Genomic DNA, 26,709 nt, shown 5'->3' with positions numbered 1-26,709 from the left:
CCGCCTGCGCCCGAGCTCACATATCGAGGGCTCGGGCGAGCACGGGCCACGATTCATGCAGGGCGTCCTGCCAGTACCCCCACGAATGTGTGCCGGTGTCCCGGAAGTCGACGGTCGCGGGGATGCCGAGCGTGTCGAGCCGGTCCACCAGCCGGTGCGTGCAGTAGTTCGTCGCCGCCTCGATGACGCCGCCGATCACGATCTGGTCCGGGAGCGGCGGCGCCCCGGCGGGACGGACGGCGCCGAGGGATTCGTACGGTCCGGGCAGTCCACTCGCGTTGGAGATGTACAGCTCGAGCCCGCGGAGCTTGTCCGCGTTGACGTAGGGGTCGTGTGCCGCCCAGGCCGGGTCGTCGGTGGGACCCCACATGTTCTCGGTGTCGCCGCCGCCCACCACCTCGACCACCAGCCGGACGAGGTTCTGCCCGATCGGATCACTGGTCATCGCGCAACCGCTGTACGACGCGACACCCCGGTACAGGCCCGGCGCCTGGACCGCGAGGTCGATCACCGAACCGGCCGACATCGACAGCCCGCCGATCGCGTTCACCCCGTTGGCGCCGAGCGCGGTGTCCAGCACCGGCGGCAGTTCCTCGGTGAGGAACGTCTGCCATTTGTTCCGTCCGAGGACGGGATCGTCGCTGCGCCAGTCGGTGTAATAGCTGATGTAGCCGCCGACGGGGATCACGACGTTGGCGTTCTTGTCGGCGAAGAAGTCGACGATGTCGGTCTGCCGAATCCAGTTGGCGCCGTCCTCACCGGCACCCGCTCCGTTCAGCAGATACAGCGTGGGACGCGGGACGCTGGTGTCGGCGGGGCGCAGCACCTGCAGTTCCACGACCTCGTTCATCGACGGCGAGTACACGAAGACGTTCCAGCGGCGGTCGTCGACCTTCTCGATCCGGCCGAGGCTGCCGGACGTGCTCGGCGCCACCACCGCACCGCCGTCGGCGGGCTCGGCCGTCGCCACGGGCCCGGGCAGGCCGAGCAACGCGGCGACGGTGGCCACCCCCGCGGTGAACAGTCTCATCGGTCGATCTCCATTCTCGAAGCGTGATGCACGCCGTGGGTGAGGTATTCGGCGAGCAGTGGGCCGATCACCCGGACCGCGGCGGGTTCGGTGATCTGCCAATGGTTCGATTCCACAGGGTGATTCGTGATCCGTCCGTTCACCCAGGGACGCCAGGTGCCGACCGCGCGCCGCAGCGTCGGATCGTCGTGCGCCGCCGTGAAGAACAGCACGTCGCCGTCGAACAATCCGGGCCGGTAGTCGCGCATGAGGCCGGCGTTGTGGTGCGCGGCCGCGGTCAGGCGGTGCACGTGCTCGGGGCTCAGGGCCGACAACGCGGCCACCGTGTCCGCACCCTCCGCGGGCACCGTCGCCTCACCGGTGTCCTGCGGTTGCTGCCTTTCCGCGAAGCTGTCGAGCATCACCAGTGAACCGACCGAATCCCCCGCCTGCTGCAGTTGCACCGCCATCGCGTGGGCGACGACGCCGCCGATCGACCAGCCGGCCAGGTCGTAGGGACCGTCCGGCTGGATCCTCCGCACCTCGGCGATGTACCGGGCGGCGAGTTCCTCGATCGAGCCGGGCAGCTCTTCCCCGGTGACGGCCGGAGTCTGGATGCCGAAGACGGGCCGGTTTTCGTCGATGTGTTCGGCGAATCCCGTGTAACACCAGGACAGTCCGCTGATCGGGTGGATCCAGAACATCGGCATACCGGCACCGCCCGTGCGGATCGGGAAGACCACGTCGAGGGCGGTGTCCCCGGTGTCGCCGTCGGCCGCGTCCATGCGCGCGGCGATCGCGGCGGGTGTCGGCTCGGTCATCAGCCACTGCAGCGACACGGTCACGTCGCTGCTCGCCCGCAGACGGCTCACCGCCCGCATCGCCGACAGCGACGTGCCACCGAGGTCGAAGAAGTTGTCGTCGGCGCCGACCCGGTCGACGCCGAGGACTTCGGCGAAGACCGACGCGACCGTGTTCTCGTTCCCCTCGGCCGGCCGACGGTATTCGGCGGCAACGAAATCGGGGCGCGGCAGCGCATCGGCGTCGAGCTTCCCGGTGGGGGTGAGCGGGACGGAATCGATGCACACCACCGCCGACGGCACCATGTGCGTCGGCAGGAACTCCGACACGAACGCGCGCACCCGCGCGGGGTCCGGGGCAGATCCCGCGGCGGGCACCACGTACGACACGAGCACGGTGTCGCCGGACGGGCCGCGGCGGCCGAGCGTGATCACGTAGTCGACGTCGGGGTGTTCCAGCACAGCGGCGTCGATCTCACCGAGTTCGATGCGGTAGCCGCGGATCTTGACCTGATGATCCGAGCGGCCGCTGTATTCGAGCTCTCCCGTTCCGGTCCAGCGGACGACATCGCCGGTGCGGTACATGCGGTCGCCGGGTGCGCCGTAGGGGTTGGCGACGAATCGTTCGGCGGTGAGGCCGTGCCGGGAGTGGTAGCCGCGGGCGAGTGCCGGTCCCGCGACGTACAGTTCGCCGGGGACTCCGGCGGGGACGGGGCGCAGGCGGGTGTCGAGGACCATGATCTCGAAGCCGCGGACCGGGTGCCCGATGGTGACGGGCGCTCCGGCGGTGAGATCGCCGACGGTGGAGATGTCGGTGGCCTCGGTGGGGCCGTACCCGTTGAGCATGGTGCGTCCGGGTTGCCAGCGGGCCACCAGTTCGGGGGTGCACGCCTCGCCGCCGACACCGAGGACGCGCAGATCCTCCAGCCCCGCAGGGTCGATCGACGACAGCATCGCCGGGGTGATCAACGCATGCGTCACGCGCTCGCCGCGGACGAAGGCCGCCAGTTCCTCCCCGCCGATCACGCTCGGTGGGGTGATCACCAGAGTCGCTGCGGCGGAAAGGGCGGACATCATCTCGCCCACCGCCATGTCGAAGCTGGGCGACGTGTTGTGCAGGAACCGGGACGACGCGTCGATGCGGTAGTGCTCGCGCCGTTCGGCTGCGAGGTTCGCCAGCCCGCCGTGGGTGACGACAACACCCTTGGGCCGCCCGGTGGAGCCGGACGTGTAGATCATGTACGCCGGGTTCTCGACGCGCACGGGACGCGCGCGTTCCGCATCGGTCACCGGGGTGGCAGGGGCGGCATCGAGTGCGTCCGCGAGTTCGTCGAGAACGAGCCAGGACACGCTGTCCGGCAGGGCATCCCGATCGCCGGCGGCGGTGATGCCGATGTGGGCGCCCGAGTCGAACAGCATGTGGTCGATGCGGTCCGTCGGGTAGGTCGGGTCGACAGGGAGATACGCGGCTCCCGTCTTGGCCACTGCCCACACCGACAGCACCGATTCCACCGACCGCGACAACGCCACGGCGACGAACGCCTCGGGTCCCACGCCCTGCGCGAGCAGCAGCCGGGCCAGACGGTTCGACCAGGCGTCGGCCTCGCGGTACGTCCAGTCGCGACCCTTCCAGGACAGCGCGACCCGGTCCGGGGCGGTACTCGCGGCGGCGTCGATGATCCCGGCGAGCGTGGCCGGCGCCGCGGTCGGCAGACCACGGACGGGAGCGAGTGCCGCGCGTTCGTCGGGATCGAGGATCTCGATGCGACCGATCGGTGCGGCGGGGTCGGCCACCAGCGCAGCGAGAACCTTCAGCAGCCGTGCGCGGAGCGCGGTCACGGAGGTCGCGTCGAACGCGTCGGTTCGATACCTCAGCGTGAACCGCAATCCGTCGTCGGCGAACACCGTGAGGGTGAGCGGGTAATGGGTGGCTTCCTCGCCGGACACACCGAGGACGGTCATGCCGTCGATCGACGTCACCTCGGCCAGCGCGGCGGCATCCACGGGATACGACTCGAACACCGTCAGCGTGTCGAACAGGGCGCCGCTGCCGGCGGTCTGCTGCACGTCGCTCAGGCCGAGGTAATGATGATCGAGCAGAGTCGCCTGTTCGCGCTGCACGCGGATCAGGAGGCCGGCCGCGGACTCGTCCGGGTCGACACGTACCCGCACGGGCAGGGTGTTGATGAACAGGCCGACCATCGACTCGACGCCCTCGAGTTCCGACGGGCGGCCCGATACCGTCGCCCCGAACACGATGTCGTCGCGGCCGAGCATGCGGGACAGCAGGATTCCCCACGCCGTCTGGACGAGCGTGTTGAGCGTGACACCCAGTTCCGCGCCGAGCGCGGTGAGCTGCGCGGACAGGCCGGGTCCGGCATCCGCATCCACCGCCGCCACCGTTGCGGGCCCAGGTAGTCCGGGACCGTCGGAGGCGACGAGGGTCGGCTGCTCGACGCCGGCGAGCGCCTCGGCCCACACTTCCCGGGAGGCTGCCCGGTTGCGCGACGCCAGCCACGACAGGAACGCGCGGTACGACGGCACCCGCGGCAGGACGGACACGTCACCCCGGGTGGCGTACAGGACGAGGAGTTCCTTCAGCAGCAGCGGCATGGACCAGCCGTCGACGAGGATGTGGTGCAGGGTCACGGCGAGGGCGTGGTGGCCGTCGCCGTGGTCGATCAGCGTGAACCGCAGGAGCGGGGGCGACGCGAGGTCGAATCGGCGTTCGCGGTCGGCGGCGAGCGCCTCGTCCCGCGCCGCCACTCGGGCGGACTCGTCCATTGCCCCGAGATCGACGGCGCTCCAGGGAATCTCCACGCTGTCGAGCACCACCTGCACGAGCTCACCCGTGGTCGCGCCGACGAACGCGGTGCGCAGGTTCGCGTGCCGGTCGAGCAACGCGGAGATCGCCGCACGCATCCGATCGGCGTCCACGACGCCGCCGAGTTCGAGCACCGTCTGCGTCGTGTAGACGTCCACCGTGTCCTGAGCGAGCTGCGCGTGGAACGCGAGTCCGTGCTGCAACGGCGACAGCGACCAGACGTCGGACAGTGCCGTGTACTGCTCTTCCCACAGTTCGAGGTCCCGCTGCCCCACCAGGACGAGGGGCACGTCCGACGGGGTGAGCCCGCCCGCTGGCCCGCTGTCCACGTGCGCCGCGACTGCGGTGAGCGCGCTCGTCCACAGGTCCGCCAGTTCCCGGACGTCCGCAGCCGACAGCAGTTCCCGGGGATACGAGAACGTGGCCGCCAGCCGGGATTCGCCGTCGATGCCGGTGACGATCGCGTTGACGTCGAGAACGGCGGCAGCGGGCATGTCGTCGTTGCCGACGCCCCGGAGGTCGTCGATGTCGGTGGCGGGCGTCCAGCCCAGGTGCGCGAACTCCTCCGGAATGTCCGCCTCGGATACCCGGCCCAGGTAGTTGAAGCTGACCTGGGGGGTCGGGAGTTCCTGCAGCGCCGCGGCGGTCTCGGAATTGAGATGGCGCAGCAGTCCGTAGCCCAGCCCGCGGGCGGGCACCGCGAGCAGTTCTTCCTTGACGGCCTTGACGGCGCGGGAGGTGTCGGCCGTCCCCGCGAGGGCAGCGTCGACGTCGATTCCGCCGAGGTCGAGACGAACCGGATACACGCTGGTGAACCATCCGACCGTGCGGGAGAGGTCGGCGCCGGGCGCCGCCTGCTCCTCGCGTCCGTGGCCCTCCAGTTGGAGGAGCAGCGAAGGCTCGTCGATCCCCCGGCGACGCCGCCAGGCGCTCACGGCCAGGGTGAACGCGGCGATCAGCCCGTCGCCAACGCCGCCCCGGAAGGCAGCCGGAACGGACGTCACGAGCGATCGCGTCACTGACGCGTCGAGTTCGACGCGCACGTGGTCGACCGTGGCCAGGACGTCGACGGCGGGGTCGAACGGCCGGGACCCGAGCGTCGGGTCCGGACCGTCGAGAACCCTCTGCCACAGCGGCAGTTCCGCAACCCGTTCCGGGGTGTGCGCGTCCTCGGTGAGGGCGTGCGCCCACCGGCGCATCGACGTGCCGACCGGCGGGAGGGTCGCGGCCCCACCGGACGAGATCTGCGCCCACGCGGCGATCAGATCCGGGATCAGGATGCGCCAGGACACGCCGTCGACCACGAGGTGATGGGCGGCGACGATCAGACGGCCGGTGCGTCCGGGTGCGCCCACCGGATCGAGCCAGACGCATTGCAGCATGACACCGGCCCGCGGGTCGAGGCGGTCGAGTGCCGAATCGAGTTCCCGCCGTGCCGGTTCGGTCGGATCGGTCCGCGGATCCCAGTCGATCCGGTGCACGAGGGAGGCGACGTCGACGGCGCCTGCCGGTGCCACCTCGAGGGTGTCGTCGCCGACGAGGCGGGCACGCAGGATGTCGTGGTGATCGATCACGGCAGACAGGGTCGCGAGCAGACCTGACCGGTCGATGCCCGCCGGCAACTCCAGTGCGACCGACTGCGAGTAGCGGTCGAGAGTGCCGCCGCGTTCGGTGACCAGACGCATCACGGGGGTGAGCGGCAGCGTGCCGACTCCGCCGCCCGGGAGTTCCTCCAGCACGACGGGTTCGGTGTCGGTGGCCCTGGCCGCGACCTGTGCGAGACCGGCAACGGTCTTGTGCTCGAACACGTCCCGCGGCGAGATGATCAGGCCGTGCGCCTTCGCCCTCGACGCCAGCTGGATCGACGCGATGCTGTCGCCACCCAGGCCGAAGAACGAATCGTCCACGCCGACCGTCGGGGCGCCGAGAAGTTCCGCGAACACGGCCGCCAGGACCTTCTCGGTGTCGGTGACCGGTGCCCGGAACCGTGCGGATACGGCGACGAATACAGGTTCGGGCAGTGCTCCTCGGTCGAGCTTCCCGTTCACCGTCACCGGTAGCGACTCGATCACCACGTAGGCGTCCGGGATCATCGGCGGCGGCAGAGTGTCCTCGAGGTGGCGGCGGATCGTGTCCGTGTCGAGTGCGTGACCGGGAGCAGGCACGAGGTAGGCCGCGAGGCGCTGACCCGACGGGGTGTCGTGGACGACGACGGCGGCCTGACCCACCGTGTCGTGCCGGGTCGCCGCCGACTCGATCTCCCCCAGCTCGATCCGGTTGCCCCGGATCTTGACCTGGCTGTCGCCGCGACCGAAGTATTCGAGTCCGTGCGTTCCGGTCCAGCGGACGACGTCGCCGGTGCGGTACATGCGGTCGCCGGGTGCGCCGTAGGGGTTGGCGACGAATCGTTCGGCGGTGAGGCCGTGCCGGGAGTGGTAGCCGCGGGCGAGTGCCGGTCCCGCGACGTACAGTTCGCCGGGGACTCCGGCGGGGACGGGGTGCAGGCGGGTGTCGAGGACCATGATGCCGAAGCCGCGGACCGGGTGTCCGATGGTGACGGGTGCGCCTGCGGTGAGGTCGCCGACGGTGGAGATGTCGGTGGCCTCGGTGGGGCCGTAGCCGTTGAGCATGGTGCGTCCGGGTTGCCAGCGGGCCACCAGTTCGGGGGTGCAGGCCTCGCCGCCGACACCGAGCACCCGCAACTGCGGGTGTCCGCCGGGATCCATCGTGGCCAGCACCGCCGGGGTGATCAGCGCGTGGGTGACCCGCTGACGGTCCAGGAGGTCGGACAGTTCGTCGCCGCCCACGACCTCGGTCGGTGTGATCACTAAGGTGGCGGCGGCGCTCAGCGCCGACACCATCTCGCCGACGGCCATGTCGAAGCTCGGCGACGCCTTGTGCAGGAACCGGGACGACGCGTCGATGCGGTAGTGCTCGCGACGCTCGGCCGCGAGGTTCGCCAGCCCGCCGTGGGTGACCACGACACCCTTGGGCAGACCTGTCGAACCGGACGTGTAGATCATGTACGCCGGATTCTCGACGCGGACGGGACGGATCCGGTCCGCGTCGGTGATCGGGTCGGCGCTCGCGGACGCATGCCGGGCGGTGACGTCGGCGGTGTCGAGGGTCAGCCAGGCGACGGTGTCCGGCAACGCCGCCCGCTCACCGGACAGCGTGACACCGAGAGCGGCGCCCGAGTCGGCGAGGATGTGCGCGATGCGATCTGTCGGGTACGTCGGATCCACCGGCACGTACGCGGCACCGGTCTTGGCGACCGCCCACACCGCCAGCACGGATTCGAGCGAACGCGGCAGAGCCAGGGCCACGAACGTTTCCGGCCCCACACCGTGCTCGAGCAGCACCCGCGCCAGCCGCGTGGACCACTCGTCAGCCTCGCGGTACGTGTACTCCCGGCCGCTCCAGTACAGCGCGGACGCATTCGGATCGGTCCGGACGGCGGCGTCGATCAGGCCCGCGAGGGTGGCCGGGGGCGCCGACGGCACACCCCGCACGCGGGCCGCCGCCCACTCGGCCGGGTCCAGGAGGTCGATGTCGCCGACGATCGCACCCGAGTCGGCCACCGCGGCGTCCAGGACGCGGACGAATCGCCGGGCGAAATCCTCCGCGGTCCCGCGGTCGAAGAGGTCGGTGGCGAAGCGCAGCGCACCCGACAACCCGGCAGGCGAATCGCCTTCGGAGAGGACCAACGCGAGGTCGAACTGAGCGGTGTCCGTCTCGAACGGAACGGGTTCCACGGTCACGCCCGGCAATTCGAAGCGCGTGACGCCCCGATACTCGAATGACAGCGCCACCTGGAACAGGGGTGTGTGGGCCTGCGTGCGGGTGGGGGCGAGGACGTCGACGAGCCGCTCGAACGGAATGTCCGCGTGACCGTACGCGCCGAGGTCGGTGTCCCGGACCCGCGTCAACAGTTCGGTGAAGCTCTCGTGCGCCGCGACGTGGGTACGCAGAACCAGGGTGTTGACGAACATCCCGACCAGGTCGTCCAGGTGTTGCTCACCGCGTCCACCGACCGGTGTGCCGACGGCGATGTCGGACGTCGACGACAACCGCGACAGCACGACGGCGAGCGCCGAGTGCAGCACCATGAACACGGAGGCGCCGTGATCGCGGGCAGTCTGCTCGAGTGCCACGGCGGTCGCCGCAGGAATATCGAAGCGCACGGTGTCGCCGCGCTGCGACGACACGGCCGGGCGCGGCCGATCGGTGGGCAGCTCCAACAGGTCCGGAAGCCCGGACAGCGTCTCGGTCCAGTACCGGATCTGCTGTGCGGACAGGGATTCGGGGTCGGTCTCGGAGCCGAGTGCCGCATGTTGCCAGATCGCGTAATCGGCGTACTGCATCGGCAGCGGAGACCAGTCCGGGGTACGGCCCGCACTCCGGGCGGTGTAGGCGACCATGACATCGCGGGCGAGCGGGCCCATGGACACGGCGTCGCCGCTGATGTGGTGCACCACGATGACGAGGACGTACTCGTCGACGGCGGTGCGCAGAAGCCTTCCCCGGATGGGGATTCCCGCGGTCACGTCGAAGCCACCGTGCAGGGTGCGGCGAACCTCGTCGGGAAGTTCGTCGGTGGTCACGTCGACCGGGGTGAGATCGAGGTCGACTCGGTCTGCGGGCAGGATCACCTGCACGGGGCCGTCCTCGTTGTCCGGGAACACGGTACGCAGCGACTCGTGACGCTCCAGCACGTCGTGGACGGCGGTGTGGAGGGCCGCGACGTTCAGGGTTCCGGTCAGCCGGATCGCGAGCGGAAGGTTGTATGCGGCCGACTCGGGATCGAAGCGGTTCAGGAACCACATCCGGTTCTGCGCCGGCGACAGCGGGATTCGCTCGGGTCGCGGTGCGGCCACGAGTGCCGTCCCGCCACCCGTGCCGGCGAGGACGGCGACACGTGCTGCGAGTGCTTCGACGGTGGTGGCTTCGAAGAGTTCGCGGACGGGGATGCGGGTGTCGAGGGCGCGGCCGAGGCGGGCGGCGACCTGGGTGGCGATGAGGGAGTTGCCGCCGAGTGCGAAGAAGTCGTCGTCGAGGCCGATGCGGTCGAGGCGGAGGACGTCGGCGAAGATCTGGGCGACGGTGGTTTCGGTGTCGGTCGAGGGTGCCCGGAAGGTGCGGGTTTCGAATGTGGGTGCGGGGAGGGCTTTGCGGTCGAGCTTGCCGGAGGTGCCGAGGGGGAAGGTGTCGAGGACGAGGAGGGTTTCGGGGAGCATGTAGGTGGGCAGTGCCTGTGCGAGGTGTGCCCTGATGTGCGTGGTGTCGAGGTTCGCGCCGGTGGTGGGGACGAGGTAGCCGACGAGGTGGTCGCCGGTGGTGGTGGGGACGACGAGTACCGCGGCCTGCGACACCTGGGTGTGGGTGAGGAGGGCGGTTTCGATTTCGCCGAGTTCGATGCGTTGGCCGCGGAATTTGACCTGGAAGTCGGTGCGGCCGATGTAGTCGAGTTGGCCGGTGGTGGTCCAGCGGACGAGGTCGCCGGTGCGGTACATGCGCTCGCCCGTATTCGAATACGGGTCGGCGACGAAGCGGTCGGCGGTGAGGTCGACGCGGCCGTGGTAGCCGCGGGCCAGTTGGATGCCGGCGAGGTAGAGCTCGCCGGGGACTCCGGTGGGGACGGGGTGCAGGCGGGAGTCGAGGACGTAGACGCGGCTGTTCCATTCGGGTGTGCCGATGGTGACGGCGCCGCCCTGGGGGGTGTCGGTGACGTCGGCGTGGGTGATGGAGACGGCGGCTTCGGTGGGTCCGTAGAGGTTGTGGATCCGGGCCGGGGAGATCCGGGCGAAGTCGTGGACCGTGGCGGCGGGCAGGGCCTCACCGATCACGAACACGTGCTGCAGGGAAGCGATCTGCTGTGGATCCACGGACCCCGCGAACACGGACAGCATGGACGGGACGAAGTCGGTTGCGGTGACGCCGTATTCATCGATCAACCCGGCGAGGTACTGCGGGTCGCGGTGCCCGTCGGGTGCCGCGACCACCAGCGTCGCGCCGGCGGCCAGGGGCAGGAAGTAGCCCCACAGCGACACGTCGAACGTCGTCGCCGTCTTCTGCAGATACACATCCGACGCGTCGAGTGCATATTCGGAACGCATCCAGACGATCTGGTTCACGATGGCGCGGTGGGTGACGGCGACGCCCTTGGGCTTGCCGGTGGAACCGGACGTGAAGATCACGTAGGCGACACCATCCGGGTGCACTCTCGACTTCGTCAGCGGTGCTGCGGAAACGCCATCGACATCGAGGGTGTCGAGAAGGATGACGGACCTGTCGCTCGTGAAGGCGTCCCGGGATGTGGTCAGGACACAGGTCGGGTCGGCGGCGTCGAGGATGTAGCCGATGCGGTCGGCGGGATGGTCCGGGTCGACGGGCACGTAGCCGCCGCCGGCGGTCAGGACGGCGTACATGCCGACGACCAGGTCGAGGGAGCGGCGCATGGCCAACGCCACCAACGACTCCGGACCGACGCCTTCGGAGGTCAGGACCCGGGCCAGCCGGTTCACCCGGTTCGCGAACTCCCGGTAGGTCAGCGATTCGCCCTCGAAGACGACGGCCGTCGCGTCCGGGGTGCGGCGAACCTGATCCGCGAAGGCGTCGAGCAGCAGGGCCTCGGGCAGCGGATGTGCGGTCCGGTTGCGAATATCGAGCAGCTCGTCGTACTGCCCCGAATCGAGCAACGCCACATCCCCGACCGCCGTGGACGGGTCGGCGGCCACGGCCCGCAGGATGCGCGTGAACTGTTCGGCGAACGTGGCAACGGTCGAGGCGTCGAAGAGGTCGGTGGAGTAGGTGAACGACGCGTGGATACCGCCCTCAGCCTGTTCGGTGAGGGTCAGATGCAGATCGAATTCGGCTGTCTGCAGCTCGGCCGGGACGGTCGAGACCTCGAGTCCCGGCAGGTCGAACGTGGCGGGGGCGAGATTGTGGAAGGACAGCGCCACCTGGAACAGCGGGTGCCGCCCCTGGGAGCGGACCGGATCGAGTACTTCCACCAGCCGCTCGAACGGCACGTCGGCGTGCGAGAACGCACCCAGGTCGGCTTCGCGGGTGCGCTCCACCAGCTCCCCGAACGTGGCGTTCGCGTCGACGTGGGTCCGCAGGACCAGGGTGTTGACGAACATGCCCACGAGCTCGTCGAGGGCCTGCTCGCCGCGACCGGCGACCGGAGTCCCGACTGCGATGTCCGCAGTGTTCGACAACCGGCTCAGGAACAGTGCGTAGGCGGCGTGCACGGTCATGAACAGGCTGGCGTCGCGGGCGGCCGCGAGTTCACGCAGCAACCCGTGGGTGTGGGCGTCGACGGCGAACACCAGTTCCGTGCCGCGGTGCGACTGTCGCCGCGGGCGCGGCCGGTCGGTGGGCAGCGTGAGTTCGTCCGGCAGATCGGCGAGAGTGCGCACCCAGTAGTCGGTTTGGCGGGACACGAGCGACGTGGGGTCGTCCTCGTTGCCGAGCAGTTCGCGGTGCCAGAGGCTGTAGTCGGCGTACTGGACCGGGAGCGGCGACCACGCGGGCTCGTCCTGCTGCGCGCGTGCGGTGTACGCGACCATCACGTCGCGGGCCAGCGGCGCGAGCGAGAATCCGTCGGCGGCGATGTGATGGATCACGACGACGAGAAAATGTTCGTTCTCGGACACGGCGAACAGTCCGGCGCGCAGGGGGGTTTCCACGGTGAGGTCGAATCCCGTGCTCGCGAATTCCACGGCTCGCTGCAGCGCCTCGCTCTCGCTCACCTCGAGCACGGTCAGGTCCGGGAGCGCCTTTTCGGTGCAGAGCAGGACCTGATGCGGGCCGGTGGGTGAGTCGGGATAGATCGTGCGCAGCGCCTCGTGCCGTTCGAGGACGTCGCCGAGCGCTGACCGCAGAGCGGAGACATCGAGCGACCCGGCCAGACGCAGACCGAGCGGCAGGTTGTCGACGGCGGACGCCGGGTCGAAACGGTTGAGGAACCACACCCGCGCCTGCGCCGGGGACAGCGGAATCCGATCCGGTCTCGGGCGTGCCTCGAGCACCGGACGGTCGGACTGCCCGGCGGTGTCCACGGCGGCGGCCAGCGCGGCGACGGTGGGTGCGTCGAACAGAGACCGCACGGACAGGGACGTGCCCGTGGCCGCGCGCAGGCGGGCGATCACCTGCGTGGCGGACAGGGAATTGCCGCCGATCTCGAAGAAGCTGTCGTCGGCCCCCATCCGTTCGACGTCGAGGATATCCGTGAAGACCTGCGCGACAACCAGTTCGGACGCGGTCGCAGGCGCTCGGAACACCGTCCGCGCCGTGAACGTCGGGGCGGGTAGCGCCAGGCGGTCGATCTTCCCGGCCGGGGTGACCGGAATGGCGTCGAGCAGTGTGACGGTTGCCGGCACGAGCGCGCGGGGCAGGAGTTCGGCCGCCGCCGCCAGGATGACGGAGACGTCGGGGCTGGTCCCCGGCGCGGGCACGACGTAGCCGACGAGGTGATCGCCGAGCCGAGGGTGGTGGTGGACGGAGGCTGCCGCGGCCACCACGTCGCCGTGCCGGGACAGGGCGGCCTCGACCTCGCCGAGTTCGAGGCGCAGACCCCGCAGCTTCACCTGGGAGTCGGCGCGGCCCACATAGGTGAGCTGCCCGTCGGACCGCAGCCGCACCAGGTCCCCGGTCCGGTACATCCGGGACCCCTGGGGTCCATGAGGATTGGCGACGAACCGTTCCGACGTCAGGCCGAGCCGGGCGTGGTAACCGCGGGCGAGCCCGGGGCCGGACAGATACAGCTCACCCGTGACACCGCGCGGCACGGGCCGCAGCCGGGAGTCGAGGACGAGTGCCTGCGCGCCGTCGAGCGAGCTGCCGATGGTGACGTCGGCGCCCGGGGTGAGCGGTTCCCCGATGGTGACGACGATGGTGGTTTCGGTGGGTCCGTAGCTGTTGAAGAAGCGGCGCCCCGGGGAGAACTGTTCGACCAGTTGCGGCGGGCACACCTCACCTCCGACGACGACGGTGCGCAGGTCGTCGAGTGCATTGGCATCGACGGTGCTCAGTGCGGCCGGGGCGGTGATCACGTGGGTGACGCGCTGGTCGCGGAGCAGGGCGGTGAGGTCTTCGCCGCCCAGCACGGACGGCGGTGCGATCACGAGGGTGGCCCCGGCGCTGAACGCCTGGATCATCTCGAAGACGGAGGCGTCGAAACTCGCGGACGACAACCGGAGCACGCGGGACCGCGGGGTGGTGGCCAGTTCCGGGCGTGCCTCCGCGGTGAAAGCGCTCAGCCCCGTGTGGGTGACCGTGACACCCTTGGGTGTTCCGGTGGAGCCGGACGTGTAGATCAGGTACGCCGGGTGTGCCAGGCGCAGCGGCGTGACGCGGTCGCGGTCGGTGACCGGTGCGGCCGACGTGACGAGTGCGGCGTCGTCCAGCACCAGCCATTCTGTGGCGGCCGGCAGCACCGCAGCGGTGGCGGTGTCGGTCAACCCCAGCGTCGCACCGGAGTCGAAGAGCATGTGCTCGATGCGTTCGCGCGGGTAACTCGGATCGACGGGCACGAACGCGGCGCCCGTTTTGGTCACGGCCCATACGGCGAGGACGGCCCGCGCCGTCCGCGGAAGTGCCAGCGCGACCACTGTTTCCGGTCCGACGCCGTGCGAGATGAGTACGCGCGCCAACTGGTTCGACTGCGCGTCGAGGTCCGCGTAGGAGAGTTCACCCTCCTCCGAGACGAGTGCGATCCCGCCCTGTCCGGCTCCGCTCGTGAAGATGTCGGGCAACGTGCGCGCGACCACGGCAGACGGCTCGGGCCGCGCGATCAGTCCGGCGCGTTCGGTGGCGTCCAGCAGATCGAGATCGCCGACCGCGCGACCCGGTTCGGTGATCGCGTTCCGCAGGATCCGTTCGAAACGGAGGGAGACCGAGTCGATCGTGTCGCGGTCGAAGAGATCGGTGGCGAAAATCCACGTCGCCGCCATTCCGTCGCTGTCGGCGCGGAGGGTCAACTGCAGATCGAACTTCGCGGGCACCACACCGAGATCCATCGCCGACACCGACAACCCGGGCAGTGCGAGCTGGTCCACGGTCTGGTCCTCGAGCGACAACGCCACCTGGAAGATCGGCGAATACGCCTGGGAACGAGCCGGTTGCAGAAGATCGATCAACCGCTCGAACGGCAGATCCGCGTAGCCGTACGCCGCGAGATCGGTCTCCCGGACATGCCCCAGCACCTCCGCGAACGACGACGCCGGATCGATGTGGGTCCGCAGCGCGAGAGTCCCCACGAACATGCCCACCAGGTCGTCGAGCGCCTGCTCGCCGCGGCCGGCGACGGGAGTGCCCACCACCACGTCCGTGGTCGCGGCAAGGCGTGCGAGGAGGGTGGCGAGGGCCGCGTGCACCACCATGAACAGGGTGGCGCCGTGGCTGCGTCCGAATGCGTTGGCCTGCTCGACGAGTGCGCTGTCCAGGCGGAACGTCGCGACCTCCCCGCGCAGCGATGCCACGGCCGGCCGTCGCCGGTCGGTGGGAAGTTCGAGCAACTCCGGGGCCCCGCGCAACTGTTGACGCCAGTATGCGGCCTGACGCGCTGCGACACTGTGGGTTTCGGACTCGACGCCGAGAAGCTGCCGCTGCCAGACACTGTAGTCGGCGTACTGGACGGCGAGCGGTGTCCAATCCGGCTCCCGGTGACCGGCGCGGGCGGTGTACGCCAGCATCAGGTCGCGGGCGAGCGGCCCCATCGACGCGCCGTCCGCGCTGATGTGGTGCACCACCACGACGAGGACGTGTTCGTCCGGCGACAGTCGGAAGACGTGGCTGCGCAACGGAACCGCCGCTGTGACGTCGAAGCCGGTGGACAGCTCGGCGGTCAGCAGTGCGAACAGCTGGTCTTCGTCGTCCAACCGGCGCGGTTCGAGGTCCACCGCGAGGTCGTCGAGGGGAACGATCCGCTGGTACGGGCCGTCGGCCGACTCGGGATACACGGTCCGCAGCGCCTCGTGGCGCTCCAGGACGTCGCGCAGTGCCGCGCCGAGGGCGGCGGTGTCGAGGTCGCCGGACAGCCGGAGCACGAGGGGGATGTTGTAGGCCACCGACGCGGGGTCGTAGCGGTTGAGGATCCACATCCGGGACTGCGCCGCGGACAGGGGAATACGTTCCGGTCGTTCGATGTCTGCCAGCACCGGACGGTCCGCGCGCTCGGCCGCTTCGACCACCGCGGCGAGGTCCGCGACGCCGGGTGCGTCGAAGATCACCCTTACTGCCAGTGACGTGCCTGCCGACTCGTTGACCCGGCCGATCACCCGGGTGGCACTCAGCGAGTTGCCGCCGAGGTCGAAGAAGTCGTCCTCGGCTCCCACCGTCTCGGCGCCGAGCACGTCGGTGTAGGCGGCCGCGACGAGCCGTTCGGTGTCGGTGCGCGGGGCCACGTACTCGCGGACCGCGAAGACGGGTTCGGGCAGGGCCTTGCGATCCACCTTGCCTGCCGGAGTCAGCGGAACCCGGTCGAGCACCATCACGGTGGACGGCACCATGTGTCCGGGCAGGAGGCGGGCGGCGTGGGCGGTCACCTCGGCCCGGTCGACGGCGCATTCACCGGCGGGAAGCACGTAGGCCACCAGAGCGGTCGCGTCGCCCCGGACGGGAAGCGCGGCCGTGACGGCGAACTCGACGCTCGGGTGCGACGAGAGGGCGGCGTCGATTTCGCCGAGTTCGATGCGGAAGCCGCGAATCTTCACCTGGAAGTCGGCGCGGCCGAGGTACTCCAGTTCACCTCTCGGGGTGTACCGCACCAGATCGCCGGTGCGGTAGAGGCGCCCGGGGGCGTACGGGTTCGCGACGAAACGTTCGGCGGTGAGCGCGGGACGGTCGTGGTAGCCGCGGGCCAGCGCGGGCCCCGCCAGATACAGTTCACCCACGACGCCGTCGGGCACCGGATGCAGCCGCGAATCCATCACCAGGGCAGTGGTTCCCCGGATCGGAGCACCGATCCGCACCGGCTCGCCCGCCGTCATCGGTCCCGACAGCGTCGCCATGATCGTCGACTCGGTGGGCCCGTACGCGTTGAACATCCGCCGGCCCGGTGCCCACCTCGCGACCAGCGCCGAATCGCAGGCGTCGCCGCCCACCACCACGGTGCCGAGTTCCGGCAGCGACTTCGGGTCGAGGGTCGCGAGCGCGGCCGGGGTGACGAAGGCGTGGGTCACCCGCCGGTCGCGGATCCGGGATCCGAGGTCCTCCCCGCCGTACACGCCGGGCGGCACGATCACGAGCGTTGCGCCGGCCGCGAATGCCATCAGCAATTCGAGAATGGATGCGTCGAAACTGGGTGACGCGAAATGCAGTGTCCGGCTCCGATTGTCGAGCGCGTACCGTTCCACCTGCTCGGCGGCGAATGCGTCGAGACCGGCGTGGGTGACGGTGACGCCCTTGGGGATTCCCGTCGAACCCGACGTGTAGATCAGGTAGGCGGGGTGTTCGGCGCGGAGCGGCAAGGCCCGGTCGGCGTCGGTGACCGGATCGGCGGACGCGCCCGCACCCAGTTCCGGGTCGTCGAGGAGCAGCCAGTCGGTGGTTCCGGGCAGGGTCGCCGCGAACCGGGAGTCGGTCAGGCCGAGGACCGCGCGCGAATCGGTCAGCAGGTGTTCGATGCGGTCCGCGGGGTAGTCCGGATCGACGGGCACGAACGCGGCGCCGGTTTTGGCCACCGCCCAGACCGCGGTCACGGACCGTGCGGAGCGGGACAGCGCCACCGCGACCACCGTTTCGGGTCCGGCTCCCCGCGCGAGAAGAGCCCGGGCGAGCCGGTTCGAGCGGGCGTCCAGTTCCGCGTAGGACAGTTCGCCGTCGTCCGTGACCAGCGCCGTGCCGCCTGCCGCAGCCGCGTGGTCGAGGATCTCCGGGAGCGTGCGACGTCCGGAGTGCCGCAGGCCGGTCCGCGTGGTGAGGGCGGCGCGTTCGGTGTCGTCGAGCAGTGCGACGTCACCGACGGCGAGTGCGGGGTCCGACACCGCGGCGGCGAGGATCCGGACGAACCTGCGCCCGAACGCCTCGACGGTCGTGCGGTCGAACAGATCGGTGGCGAACGTCCACCTGCCCTGGGCGCCCGACCCGCCCGGCTTCTCCGTCACCGACAGGTGCAGGTCGAACTTGGCGACGGCCTCGTCGAGCGGGAGTGCCGCGACGGTCAGTCCGGGGAGGTCGATGCGCGGCGGCGCGACGTCGTCGATCGACAGCACCACCTGGAACAGCGGGTGATGGGCGGTCGAGCGGACCGGGTTCGCGATCTCCACCAGACGCTCGAACGGGATGTCGGCGTGCGCGTAGGCGGCGAGGTCGGTGTCGCGGGTCTGTTCGACGAGCGAGCGGAACGTCCGCGCCGGGTCGACCTGTGTGCGCAGGACCAGGGTGTTGACGAACATGCCGACCACGTCGTCGAGCGCCGCCTCCCCGCGACCGCTCACCGGGGTGCCGACGGCGACGTCGGCGCTGCCGGACAGCCGGGACAACAGCACGGACAGGGCGGTGTGCAGCACCATGAACGGGGTCGCGCGAACGGAGCGGGCGAGTGCGGTGACCGCGCCGTAGGTCTCGGGGTCGAGGGCGAAATCGACGGTTGCGCCGCGATGCGATGCGACCTGCGGTCGGGGACGGTCGGTGGGGAGTTCGATCCGCTCCGGCAACCCGGCGAGAGTGTGCGTCCAGTAGTCGATCTGCCGGGCGGCGAGCGATCCGGCGTCGGCCTCGTCGCCGAGGACGTCGAGTTTCCACAGGGCGTAGTCGGCGTACTGGACGGGCAGTGGTGGCTGCTCGGGTGCGGCTCCCGCCGCGCGGGCGACGTACGCGGACATGACGTCCCGCGCCAATGGTCCCATCGACCAGCCGTCGGCGCTGATGTGGTGGGTGACCAGAACCAGCACGTGCTCGTCCGGTGCGACCCCGAGCAGGGCTACGCGCAGCGGGACGTTCGTCGTCACGTCGAAGCCACGGGTCACGAGGTCTTCGACGGCGGCGGGAAGGTGCTGCTCCGTGGTGGGGACGGGTGCGAGGTCGACGGTGGTCGCGTCGAGCATCACCTGGTGCGGTCCGTCGGCGGAGTCGGGGTAGACGGTCCGCAGAACCTCGTGACGCGCGATCACGTCGTCGACGGCCGCGGCGAGCGCGCCGACCTCGAGTTGTCCGGTCAGCCGCAGCGCGGCGGCGATGTTGTAGGCGCCGGACGTGGTGTCGAACCGGTTGAGGAACCACATCCGGTACTGCGCCGGCGACAACGGCAGCCGCGACGGGCGGCGGCCGGCGACGAGGGCGGGGTGGGTGCGCCCGGCGGGGTCCGCGGTCTGCGCCGCGGCGAGAGCGCGGACGGTGGGGGCGTCGAACAACTCCCGAACACCGAGCGCGGAGCCCAGTTCGGCGTTGATCCGGGCGACGGCCCGCGTCGCGGTCAGCGAGTTGCCGCCGAGGTCGAAGTAGTTGTCGGTCGCGCCGACCTCCGCGACGCCGAGGACGTCGGCGAAGATCCGGGCGACGGCGATCTCCGCGGCGGTCGCCGGCGCCTCGAACGCGGCGGTCGCGAGCGCGGGCTCGGGCAGTGCCCGGCGATCGAGCTTGCCGTTGGGCCCCAGCGGCAGCGCGTCGAGAAGGACGAACGCCGACGGCACCATGTAGGAGGGCAACTCCGCGGCCGCGTGAGCGGACAGCCGCGCGGGGTCCGCGGTGCTTCCGGGCCGGAGAGCGACGTAGCCGACGAGGCGTTCGGCCGGCCCGTCCCCGCGCACCAGCACGGCCACCTGGGCCACGTCGGGATGGTTCAGGAGCACGGCCTCGATCTCGCCGAGTTCGAGTCGCTGCCCGCGCAGCTTCACCTGGAAGTCGGTGCGGCCCAGATATTCCAGCTCCCCGCCGTCCGTCCAGCGCACCAGGTCGCCGGTCCGGTACAGGCGGCCGCCGTCGGCCGAGAGCGGGTCGGCGACGAACCGGTCGGACGTCAGGTCGGGGCGTCCCACGTATCCTCGGGCGAGCTGGATGCCGGCCAGATACAGCTCGCCGGGAACACCGACGGGCACCGGGCGGAGCCGGGAGTCGAGGACGTACACGCGGGTGTTCCACACGGGCGCGCCGATCGGCACCGGACCGGTCGCCGACGCCTCGGTGCGGTGGAACGTCACGTCCACCGCGGCCTCGGTGGGCCCGTACAGGTTGTGCAGGGCGGCACCGAGTTGCCGGTGGAAGCGCGTGACGGTGGTCCGCGGGAGTGCCTCACCGCTGGCGAAGACCTGCCGCACGCTGGTGCAGCGCGCGGTGTCGGCGTGTTCGAGGAACACGTCGAGCATGGAGGGGACGAAGTGCAGCGTCGTGACACCCTCGTCGTGGATCAGCCGGGACAGGTAGTGCGGGTCCCGGTGCCCGCCGTGTTCGGCGATCACCGTCCGCGCGCCGGTCGTCAACGGCCAGAACAGTTCCCACACGGACACGTCGAACGTGGCCGGGGTCTTGTGGAGCACCACGTCCCGCGCGTCGAGGGGGTAGCTGTCCTGCATCCACAGCAGACGGTTGACGATCGCGGCGTGCGACACCGCCACGCCCTTCGGGCGTCCCGTCGAACCCGACGTGTAGATCACGTAGGCGGGATGGTCGGCGCGCAGCGGGGTGAGACGCTCCGCGTCGGACAGCGGTGCCGTCGCGACGGTGGACAGGTCGAGCCGGTCCACGCGCACCGGGCGCAGGCCGTCGGGGACGACCCGTGTGTCGGCGGCGGTCGCGAGCACCAGTGCGGGGCGGGCGTTGCCGAGTACGTGGGCGATGCGGGCCTGCGGATGGTCAGGGTCGACGGGGAGGTAGGCCCCGCCCGCGCGGACGACGGCGTGGAGGGCGACGAGCTGATCGAGCGACCGGCGCAGCGTGACGGCCACGATGGATTCGGGGCCCACCCCCTGCGAGATCAGGTGGCGAGCAAGGGAGTTCGCCCGGGCCTCGAACTCGGCGTACGACAGCGATTCCCGTTCGAACGTCACCGCCACCGCGTCGGGTGTGCGGAGCGCGGCGGCGACGAGGAGATCGACGAGAGTGACGGCGTCGACCGCATGATCGGTCGCATTCCACGCCTGCAGGGTGAGGGTGCGTTCGGCGTCCCCGAGCAGGTCGACGGCACCGACCGGGGTGTGCGTCCGGGTCATCGCCGTCAGCACCCGCGCGAATCGATCCGAGATCCGACGGGCGTCGTCCTCGCCGAACGTGTCGGCCGAATACTCCAGCGTGAGGTGCAGATCCGGTTCGAGCACCGTGACGAGCGCGAGTGGGTAGTGGGTGGCGTCGGTGACGTCGATACCGCGGACCCGCAGGCCGGCGATGTCGGTGTCCGGGTCGAGGGCCGCGCGGTCGACGGGATACGACTCGAACACGGTGAGCGTGTCGAACGCACTGCCCGGCCCGGCGACCGACTGGATCTCCGTGAGCCCGACGTGGTGCCGGTCGAGCAGACGCACCTGTTCGTCCTGCAGCCGCAGGAGGAGGGACGACACGGGTTCGTCCGCATCGAGGCGCACGCGGACGGGAACGGTGTTGATGAACAGCCCGAGCGTCTCCTCGACACCGGGCAGATCGGCCGGACGTCCGGACACGGTGGCGCCGAACACCACGTCGTCACGGGACAGCAAGCCGCACAGCAGGAGTCCCCACGCGGCCTGGATCACCGTGTTGACGGTGACGCCGTGCTCACGGGCGATCCGGGTGAGCTGTCCGGCCAGCTCCGCCGTGACCGGGACGTCGACGTCCCGGGGAGCCGAGCCGCGGCCGGTGTGCTGCGGGGCGAGGACGGTCGGTTCGGTGGAGCCGTCGAGGGCGGCCGCCCAGTCGTCGAGCGCGCCGGCGCGGTCCTGTTGGGCGAGCCACACCAGGTATCGGCGGTAGGGGCGCGCGGGCGCCGCGATCGGTGCGTCCGACGCGTACAGCAGCAGGAAATCCTTGACGAACAGCGGCATCGACCATCCGTCGAACAGGATGTGGTGGTTGGTGATCACCAGCGACGTCCGGTCGCCGGCGTGTGCCAGCACGAAGCGCAGGAGCGGCGGTGCCGACATGTCGAACCGCGTCGCGCGCTCGGCGGCGACGAGTTCGTCCAGCCCGCCGGACTCCCCCTGCAGGTGGATCTCGCGCCACGGCACAGTCACCGAATCGAGGACGAGCTGCGCGGGGACACCGTCGGTGTCGTCGACGAACGCGGTCCGCAGAGCCGCGTGCCGCTCCAGCAGGCGTTGCGCTGCGCGGTGCAACCGGCCCGCGTCGACGTCGCCACCGAGATCCAGCAGGATCTGCGACGTGTACACGTCCACCGCGCCGGCGGAGAGGCCGGCGTGGAACAGCAGACCCGACTGCAGCGGCGACAGCGACCAGATGTCGTCGAGCCGTCCGTAGCTGTTCTCCCACAGCTCGATCCGGTCCTGGCCCACGGACACCAGCGGAACGTCGGACGGAGTCAGCCCGGCCGGGCCCGCGCCCCGCACGTGCGAGGCGAGGCCCTCGAGCGCCGTCCGCCACAGGTCCGCCAACCGCTCGACCTCGGGCGCGGTCAGCACTCCGGACGGGAAGTCGAACGTGGCGGTCAGCCGGCCGTCGTCGCCGACCACGGCATTGATGTCGAGGACGAAGGCGGCCGACAGTCCCGCGCCGCTGAACGCATTGAGGTCGACGCGGGTGGCTGCGGGAATCCAGCCGTTCTCCCGCACCGCGTCCGGGAGGTCGCCGGCGCCGACGCGTCCGAGATAGTTGAAGCTGACCTGCGGAGAGGGCAGCGCATTCAGGATCACGCCGCTGTCGTCGCGGAGATGACGCAGCAGTCCGAAACCGGTGCCGTTCCCTGGAATACGACGCAGCTGCTCCTTGACGACCTTCACGGCCCGCCCGGCCTCGGGTCCGCCTGCCAGTGCGTCCGCGACGTCGAGCGCGTCCAGTGTGATCCGGGCCGGGTAGGCGGTGGTGAACCAGCCGACGGTGCGCGACAGGTCGGCGCCGGGCACGAGGGACTCGTCGCGGCCGTGGCCCTCGAGGGACAACAGCAGTGTGCGGTCGCCGCGCCACGCGGCGAAGGCGAGACCGAGCGCCGTCACCAGGCCGTCGGTGGCGCCCCCGCGGAACGCGGTCGGCAGAGTCGTGAGGAGGTCGGCGGTGACGTCGGGTCCGATCTCGGCGGACACCCGCCCGGTGGTCGCGCCCGTGTCGACGGCAGGATCGAGCGAACGTGAAGCGAGTGCCGGAACCGGGCCGTCGAGGATGGACCGCCAGACGTCGAGTTCGGCCGTCACCGAGTCGGTGCCCGCCGTCTCGGCGAGGGCGTGCGCCCAGCGGCGAGCGGACGTCGCGACCGGCGGAAGTTCGAGGGCGCGCCCGGCGGCCACCTGCGCCCAGGCGGTGGCGAAGTCGGGCACGAGGATCCGCCACGACACTCCGTCGACCACCAGGTGATGGGCCATCACCAGGAGTGTTCCGGGAGCGTCGGCCGGGTCGACCCACACCAGCTGCAGCATCGTGCCGGCGGCCGTGTCGAGGCGGCCCGCAGCGGCCCGGCATTCGGTGTCGAGGAGGGCGTCGAATTGTTCGGTTGCGGGAACGCAATCGGTACGTACGTATGTGACGACATCGTCGGCACGCACGGACCCGGCGGGCTCGACCACCAGTTCCAGGCCGTCTGCCGAGAGGCGGGAGCGCAACGCGTCGTGGTGGTCGAGGATCGCCGCGACGGTCCGGTGCAGCCGCGGCAGGTCGACGTCGGCGGGCGCCGTCAGCGTCACGGCCTGGTAGAAGGTGTCGAGGCGGGCGCGGTCCCCGTGGCTGCGACCGAGGACGTCACGACCGATCGGTGTGAGCGGCAGGGCGCCCACTCCCCCGCCGGGCAGTTCGGACAGGCGCAGCTCCTGCGCCGCGGCCAGCTCGACCGCGACCTCGGCGAGCCCGGCAACGGTCTTGCGCTCGAACACGTCCCGCGGGGTGAACGCCACGCCGGCGGCCTTCGCCCGGGACACCAGCTGGATCGCGACGATGCTGTCGCCGCCGAGAGCGAAGAAGGAGTCGTCGACGCCGACCGCGCCGACGTGCAGCACCTCGGCCACCGCGTCGGCGACGATCTGCTCGATCGGCGTCGACGGCGCGCGGAACGGCGTTGCGGTGGTGCCGAACTCGGGGGTGGGCAGTGCACCGCGATCCACCTTGCCCGCGGGCGTCAGCGGGATCGTCTCGAGCGGCACCGTCAGCGACGGCACCATGTGCGCCGGGAGGAACTCACCGGCGAACGCGGCCAGCGCGACGGGATCGAAACGGTGATCCGGCCGGATCCGCACGTACGACACCAGCACCGAGGTGCCGCCCTCACGTTCGTGCACGGCGGACACCGCGAAGTCCACCGACTCGTGCGCCGACAGCACCGCATCGATCTCACCGAGTTCGATCCGCAGTCCGTGCAGTTGCACCTGGAAGTCGCTGCGCCCCACGTACTCGAGGACGGGGCTCTCGCCGCGGCCCCACCGCACGAGGTCGCCGGTGCGGTACAAGCGGTCGCCCGTGGCCGCGGCGAACGGATCGGCGACGAATCGCGACGCCGTCAGACCCGACCGGCCGTGATATCCCTCGGCGAGCCCGGGGCCGCCGAGATACAGCTCCCCCGTCACTCCGCGCGGCACCGGCCGCAGCCAGCGGTCCAGGACCAGTGCGCGTGCGCCCTGCATCGGACCGCCGATGGTGATCGCCGCGGGGTCGGTCTGCGGACCCGTCATGGTGATGACGATCGTCGATTCGGTGGGACCGTAGCTGTTGTAGAGGCGGCAGCGGCTGCCGAAGCGCTCGACGAGATCCGGCGGGCACACGTCGCCGCCGACGACCACGGCCTCGAGCGAGTCGAGGCCGGCGGCATCCACCGTTCCCAGCACCGCGGGTGCACTGATGATGTGGGTGACCCGCTGAGAACGGAGCAGGGCCGCGAGGTCGTCGCCGCCGTAGACGTCGGGAGGTGCGATCACCATCGCCGCGCCCGCGCTGAACGCCTGCACCATTTCGAACACGGACGCGTCGAAACTCGACGACGAGAAGCGCAGCACCCGCGAGTGGCGGGTCACGCCGAGCTCGGGCCGGGCCGGCGCGGCGAACGTGGCCAGGCCGGTGTGCGTCACCACCACGCCCTTCGGCGTGCCCGTCGAACCGGACGTGTAGATCACGTACGCCGGATGGTGGGGCGTCAGCCGGGCCGGCCGATCGGCGTCCGTCACCGGCGTGACTGACAGTTCCGCGCACGCCGACGCGAGCGCAGGGTCGTCGAGGGCGAGCCATTCGACGGCGGTACCCGGAAGCAGGTCACGGTGGGCGGTTGCCGTCAGTCCGAGGGTGACTCCGGAATCGGACAGCATGTGGGCGATGCGCTCGGCCGGGTAGGCCGGGTCGACGGGGACGAAGGCCGCACCCGACTTCGCCGCGGCCCACACCGCCACGACGGAGTCGACGGACCGGGTGAACGACACCGCCACGAAATCCCCGGGGCCCACGCCGCGGGTCAGCAGCAGTCGTGCGAGCGCGGTGCTGCGCTCGTCGAGTTCGCGGTAGCCGATCGTGGTGCCGTCGAGGATCAGTGCCGTGCCGTCCGGATTCGCCCGGACACCCGAGTCGAACAGCTCGGCCAGCAGCATCGGGGCGGGGGCCACCGGGCCGGCGGCAGGCACGAGTTGTGCGTGCTCGTCCGCCGTCAGCACGTCCAGGGCGGCGACCCGAGCGTCCGGGTCCGCGCCGGCGAACCGGGCGAGCAGGTCGAGGAAACGTGCGTGGTGTTCGGCGAGCTCCCCCTCCCCGTACAGGGCGGGGTTCACCTCGAAATCGATGCGCGACGAGCTTCCCGCCACACTCGGGTAGAGGTTGACGGAGAGGTCCTCGACCGGTCCGGTCGACAGCACGTGGAACTGTCCGGTGAGCTCGCCGAGGGTGATCTCGGAGTGGAAGTTCATGATGTTGATCGCGGGCCCGAAGAAGCCCCGCTGATCCCGGGCGGCACCGGCGTCGCGCCGGATGTCCTCGCTGCGGTAGCGCTGGTGGCGCAGCGCGCCGGTGAGCTCGAGCTGGACGGCGGAGACCAGCGCGCCGACCGTCGTGCCGGGGGTGATCGACACCCGCAGCGGCACCACGTTGGACACCATGCCGCCCGATCGGCGCAGGACGGCGTTGGTGCGGGCCGACACGGGCAGGCTGAGAACGACGTCGTCGGAACCCGTCATCCGGGCGACGAACGCGGCGGTCGCGGCGACGGCGACAGCGGCGAAGGCGGAGTCGAGGCGCTCGACCGCCCGGTCCACGGACCGGGCGATGTCGGTGGGCACCGGGCCGCCGTGCCACCGCGACCGGGCCCGCGCCGGGGCGCTGCGGCCCGCGAGGCCGGTCGGGGCGGGAAGGTCCCGGGAGCGGTTCGCCCAGTAGTCGCGGTCGGTGCGGAACCGGGAGGAACCGCGGTACACGTCCTCGGCGGCCGAGACGTCCCGGAGGTCGCCCGCCACCGATGCCGTCGGCTCCACGCCCCGGACCTCGGCCGTGTACAACTCGGCGGCGCGGTTCATGAACTTCATCGCGCCGTAACCGTCGAGCGCGATGTGGTGGATGCGGCAGTACCAGAGGTGGTGGTTCTCGCCGATCTGCAGCGTGGCGCCCCGGATCAGCCGGTCCGAGAGCAGGTCGAGCGGTGCGGCGTAGTCGGCGCGCATCCAGTGCAGGGCGGCGGCGTGGGGGTTCGGCTCGGCCCGGAAGTCGTGATGCTCCACCCCGTCGTCGAGGGTGAAGTCGACCATCTGGAGCGGTGCGCCGTCGATCTCGACGATGCGGAGCATGCCGCTACCGATCTCGCGGGCAGCGGCCTGACCGGCCCGGCGAAGGGCGTCGACGTCCAGTTCGCCCTCGATGTCGACGTACTGCGCGATCGTGATCGGCACGTCGCCCATGAGGTGCTGGGCAAACCAGATACCGCGCTGAGCGGCGGTCAGCGCGAAGGGTCGCGAATCGTGGTCGCTGACACTCGTGTCGATGCGGGCGGGGCTACCAGCCGCGAATTCTGCCGGTTCCAAGGGTCGTTCTCTTATCTG

2 protein-coding genes are annotated in these 26,709 nt (G+C 70.7%); both read right to left on the bottom strand.

Annotated elements, in window-relative coordinates; translation table 11 throughout:
• Positions 1-16 precede the first annotated feature (16 nt).
• Positions 17-1,030 carry an alpha/beta hydrolase gene (locus tag DTA22_RS15480; RefSeq protein WP_174233808.1) on the bottom strand — a complete coding sequence of 338 codons (1,014 nt, stop codon included), beginning with the start codon at positions 1,028-1,030 and terminating at the stop codon, positions 17-19.
• The gene (locus DTA22_RS15475; RefSeq protein WP_112300003.1) at positions 1,027-26,691 is read right to left on the bottom strand and encodes a non-ribosomal peptide synthetase; all 25,665 of its coding nucleotides are present in this window, start codon (positions 26,689-26,691) and stop codon (positions 1,027-1,029) included. The genes DTA22_RS15480 and DTA22_RS15475 overlap by 4 nt, the downstream gene beginning before the upstream one ends.
• Between the last annotated feature and the right edge of the window lie 18 nt (positions 26,692-26,709).

It is taken from the genome of Rhodococcus wratislaviensis, assembly GCF_900455735.1.
Lineage (GTDB): Bacteria > Actinomycetota > Actinomycetes > Mycobacteriales > Mycobacteriaceae > Rhodococcus_F > Rhodococcus_F wratislaviensis.
The sequence above is the reverse complement of the archived record's forward strand: the minus strand, read 5'-3'. Positions and strand labels throughout refer to the sequence as shown.

Coding starts and splice junctions, on each gene's coding strand:
- DTA22_RS15480 (WP_174233808.1), bottom strand. CDS start 1,030: ATGAGACTGTTCACCGCGGGGGTGGCCACCGTCGCCGCGTTGCTCGGC.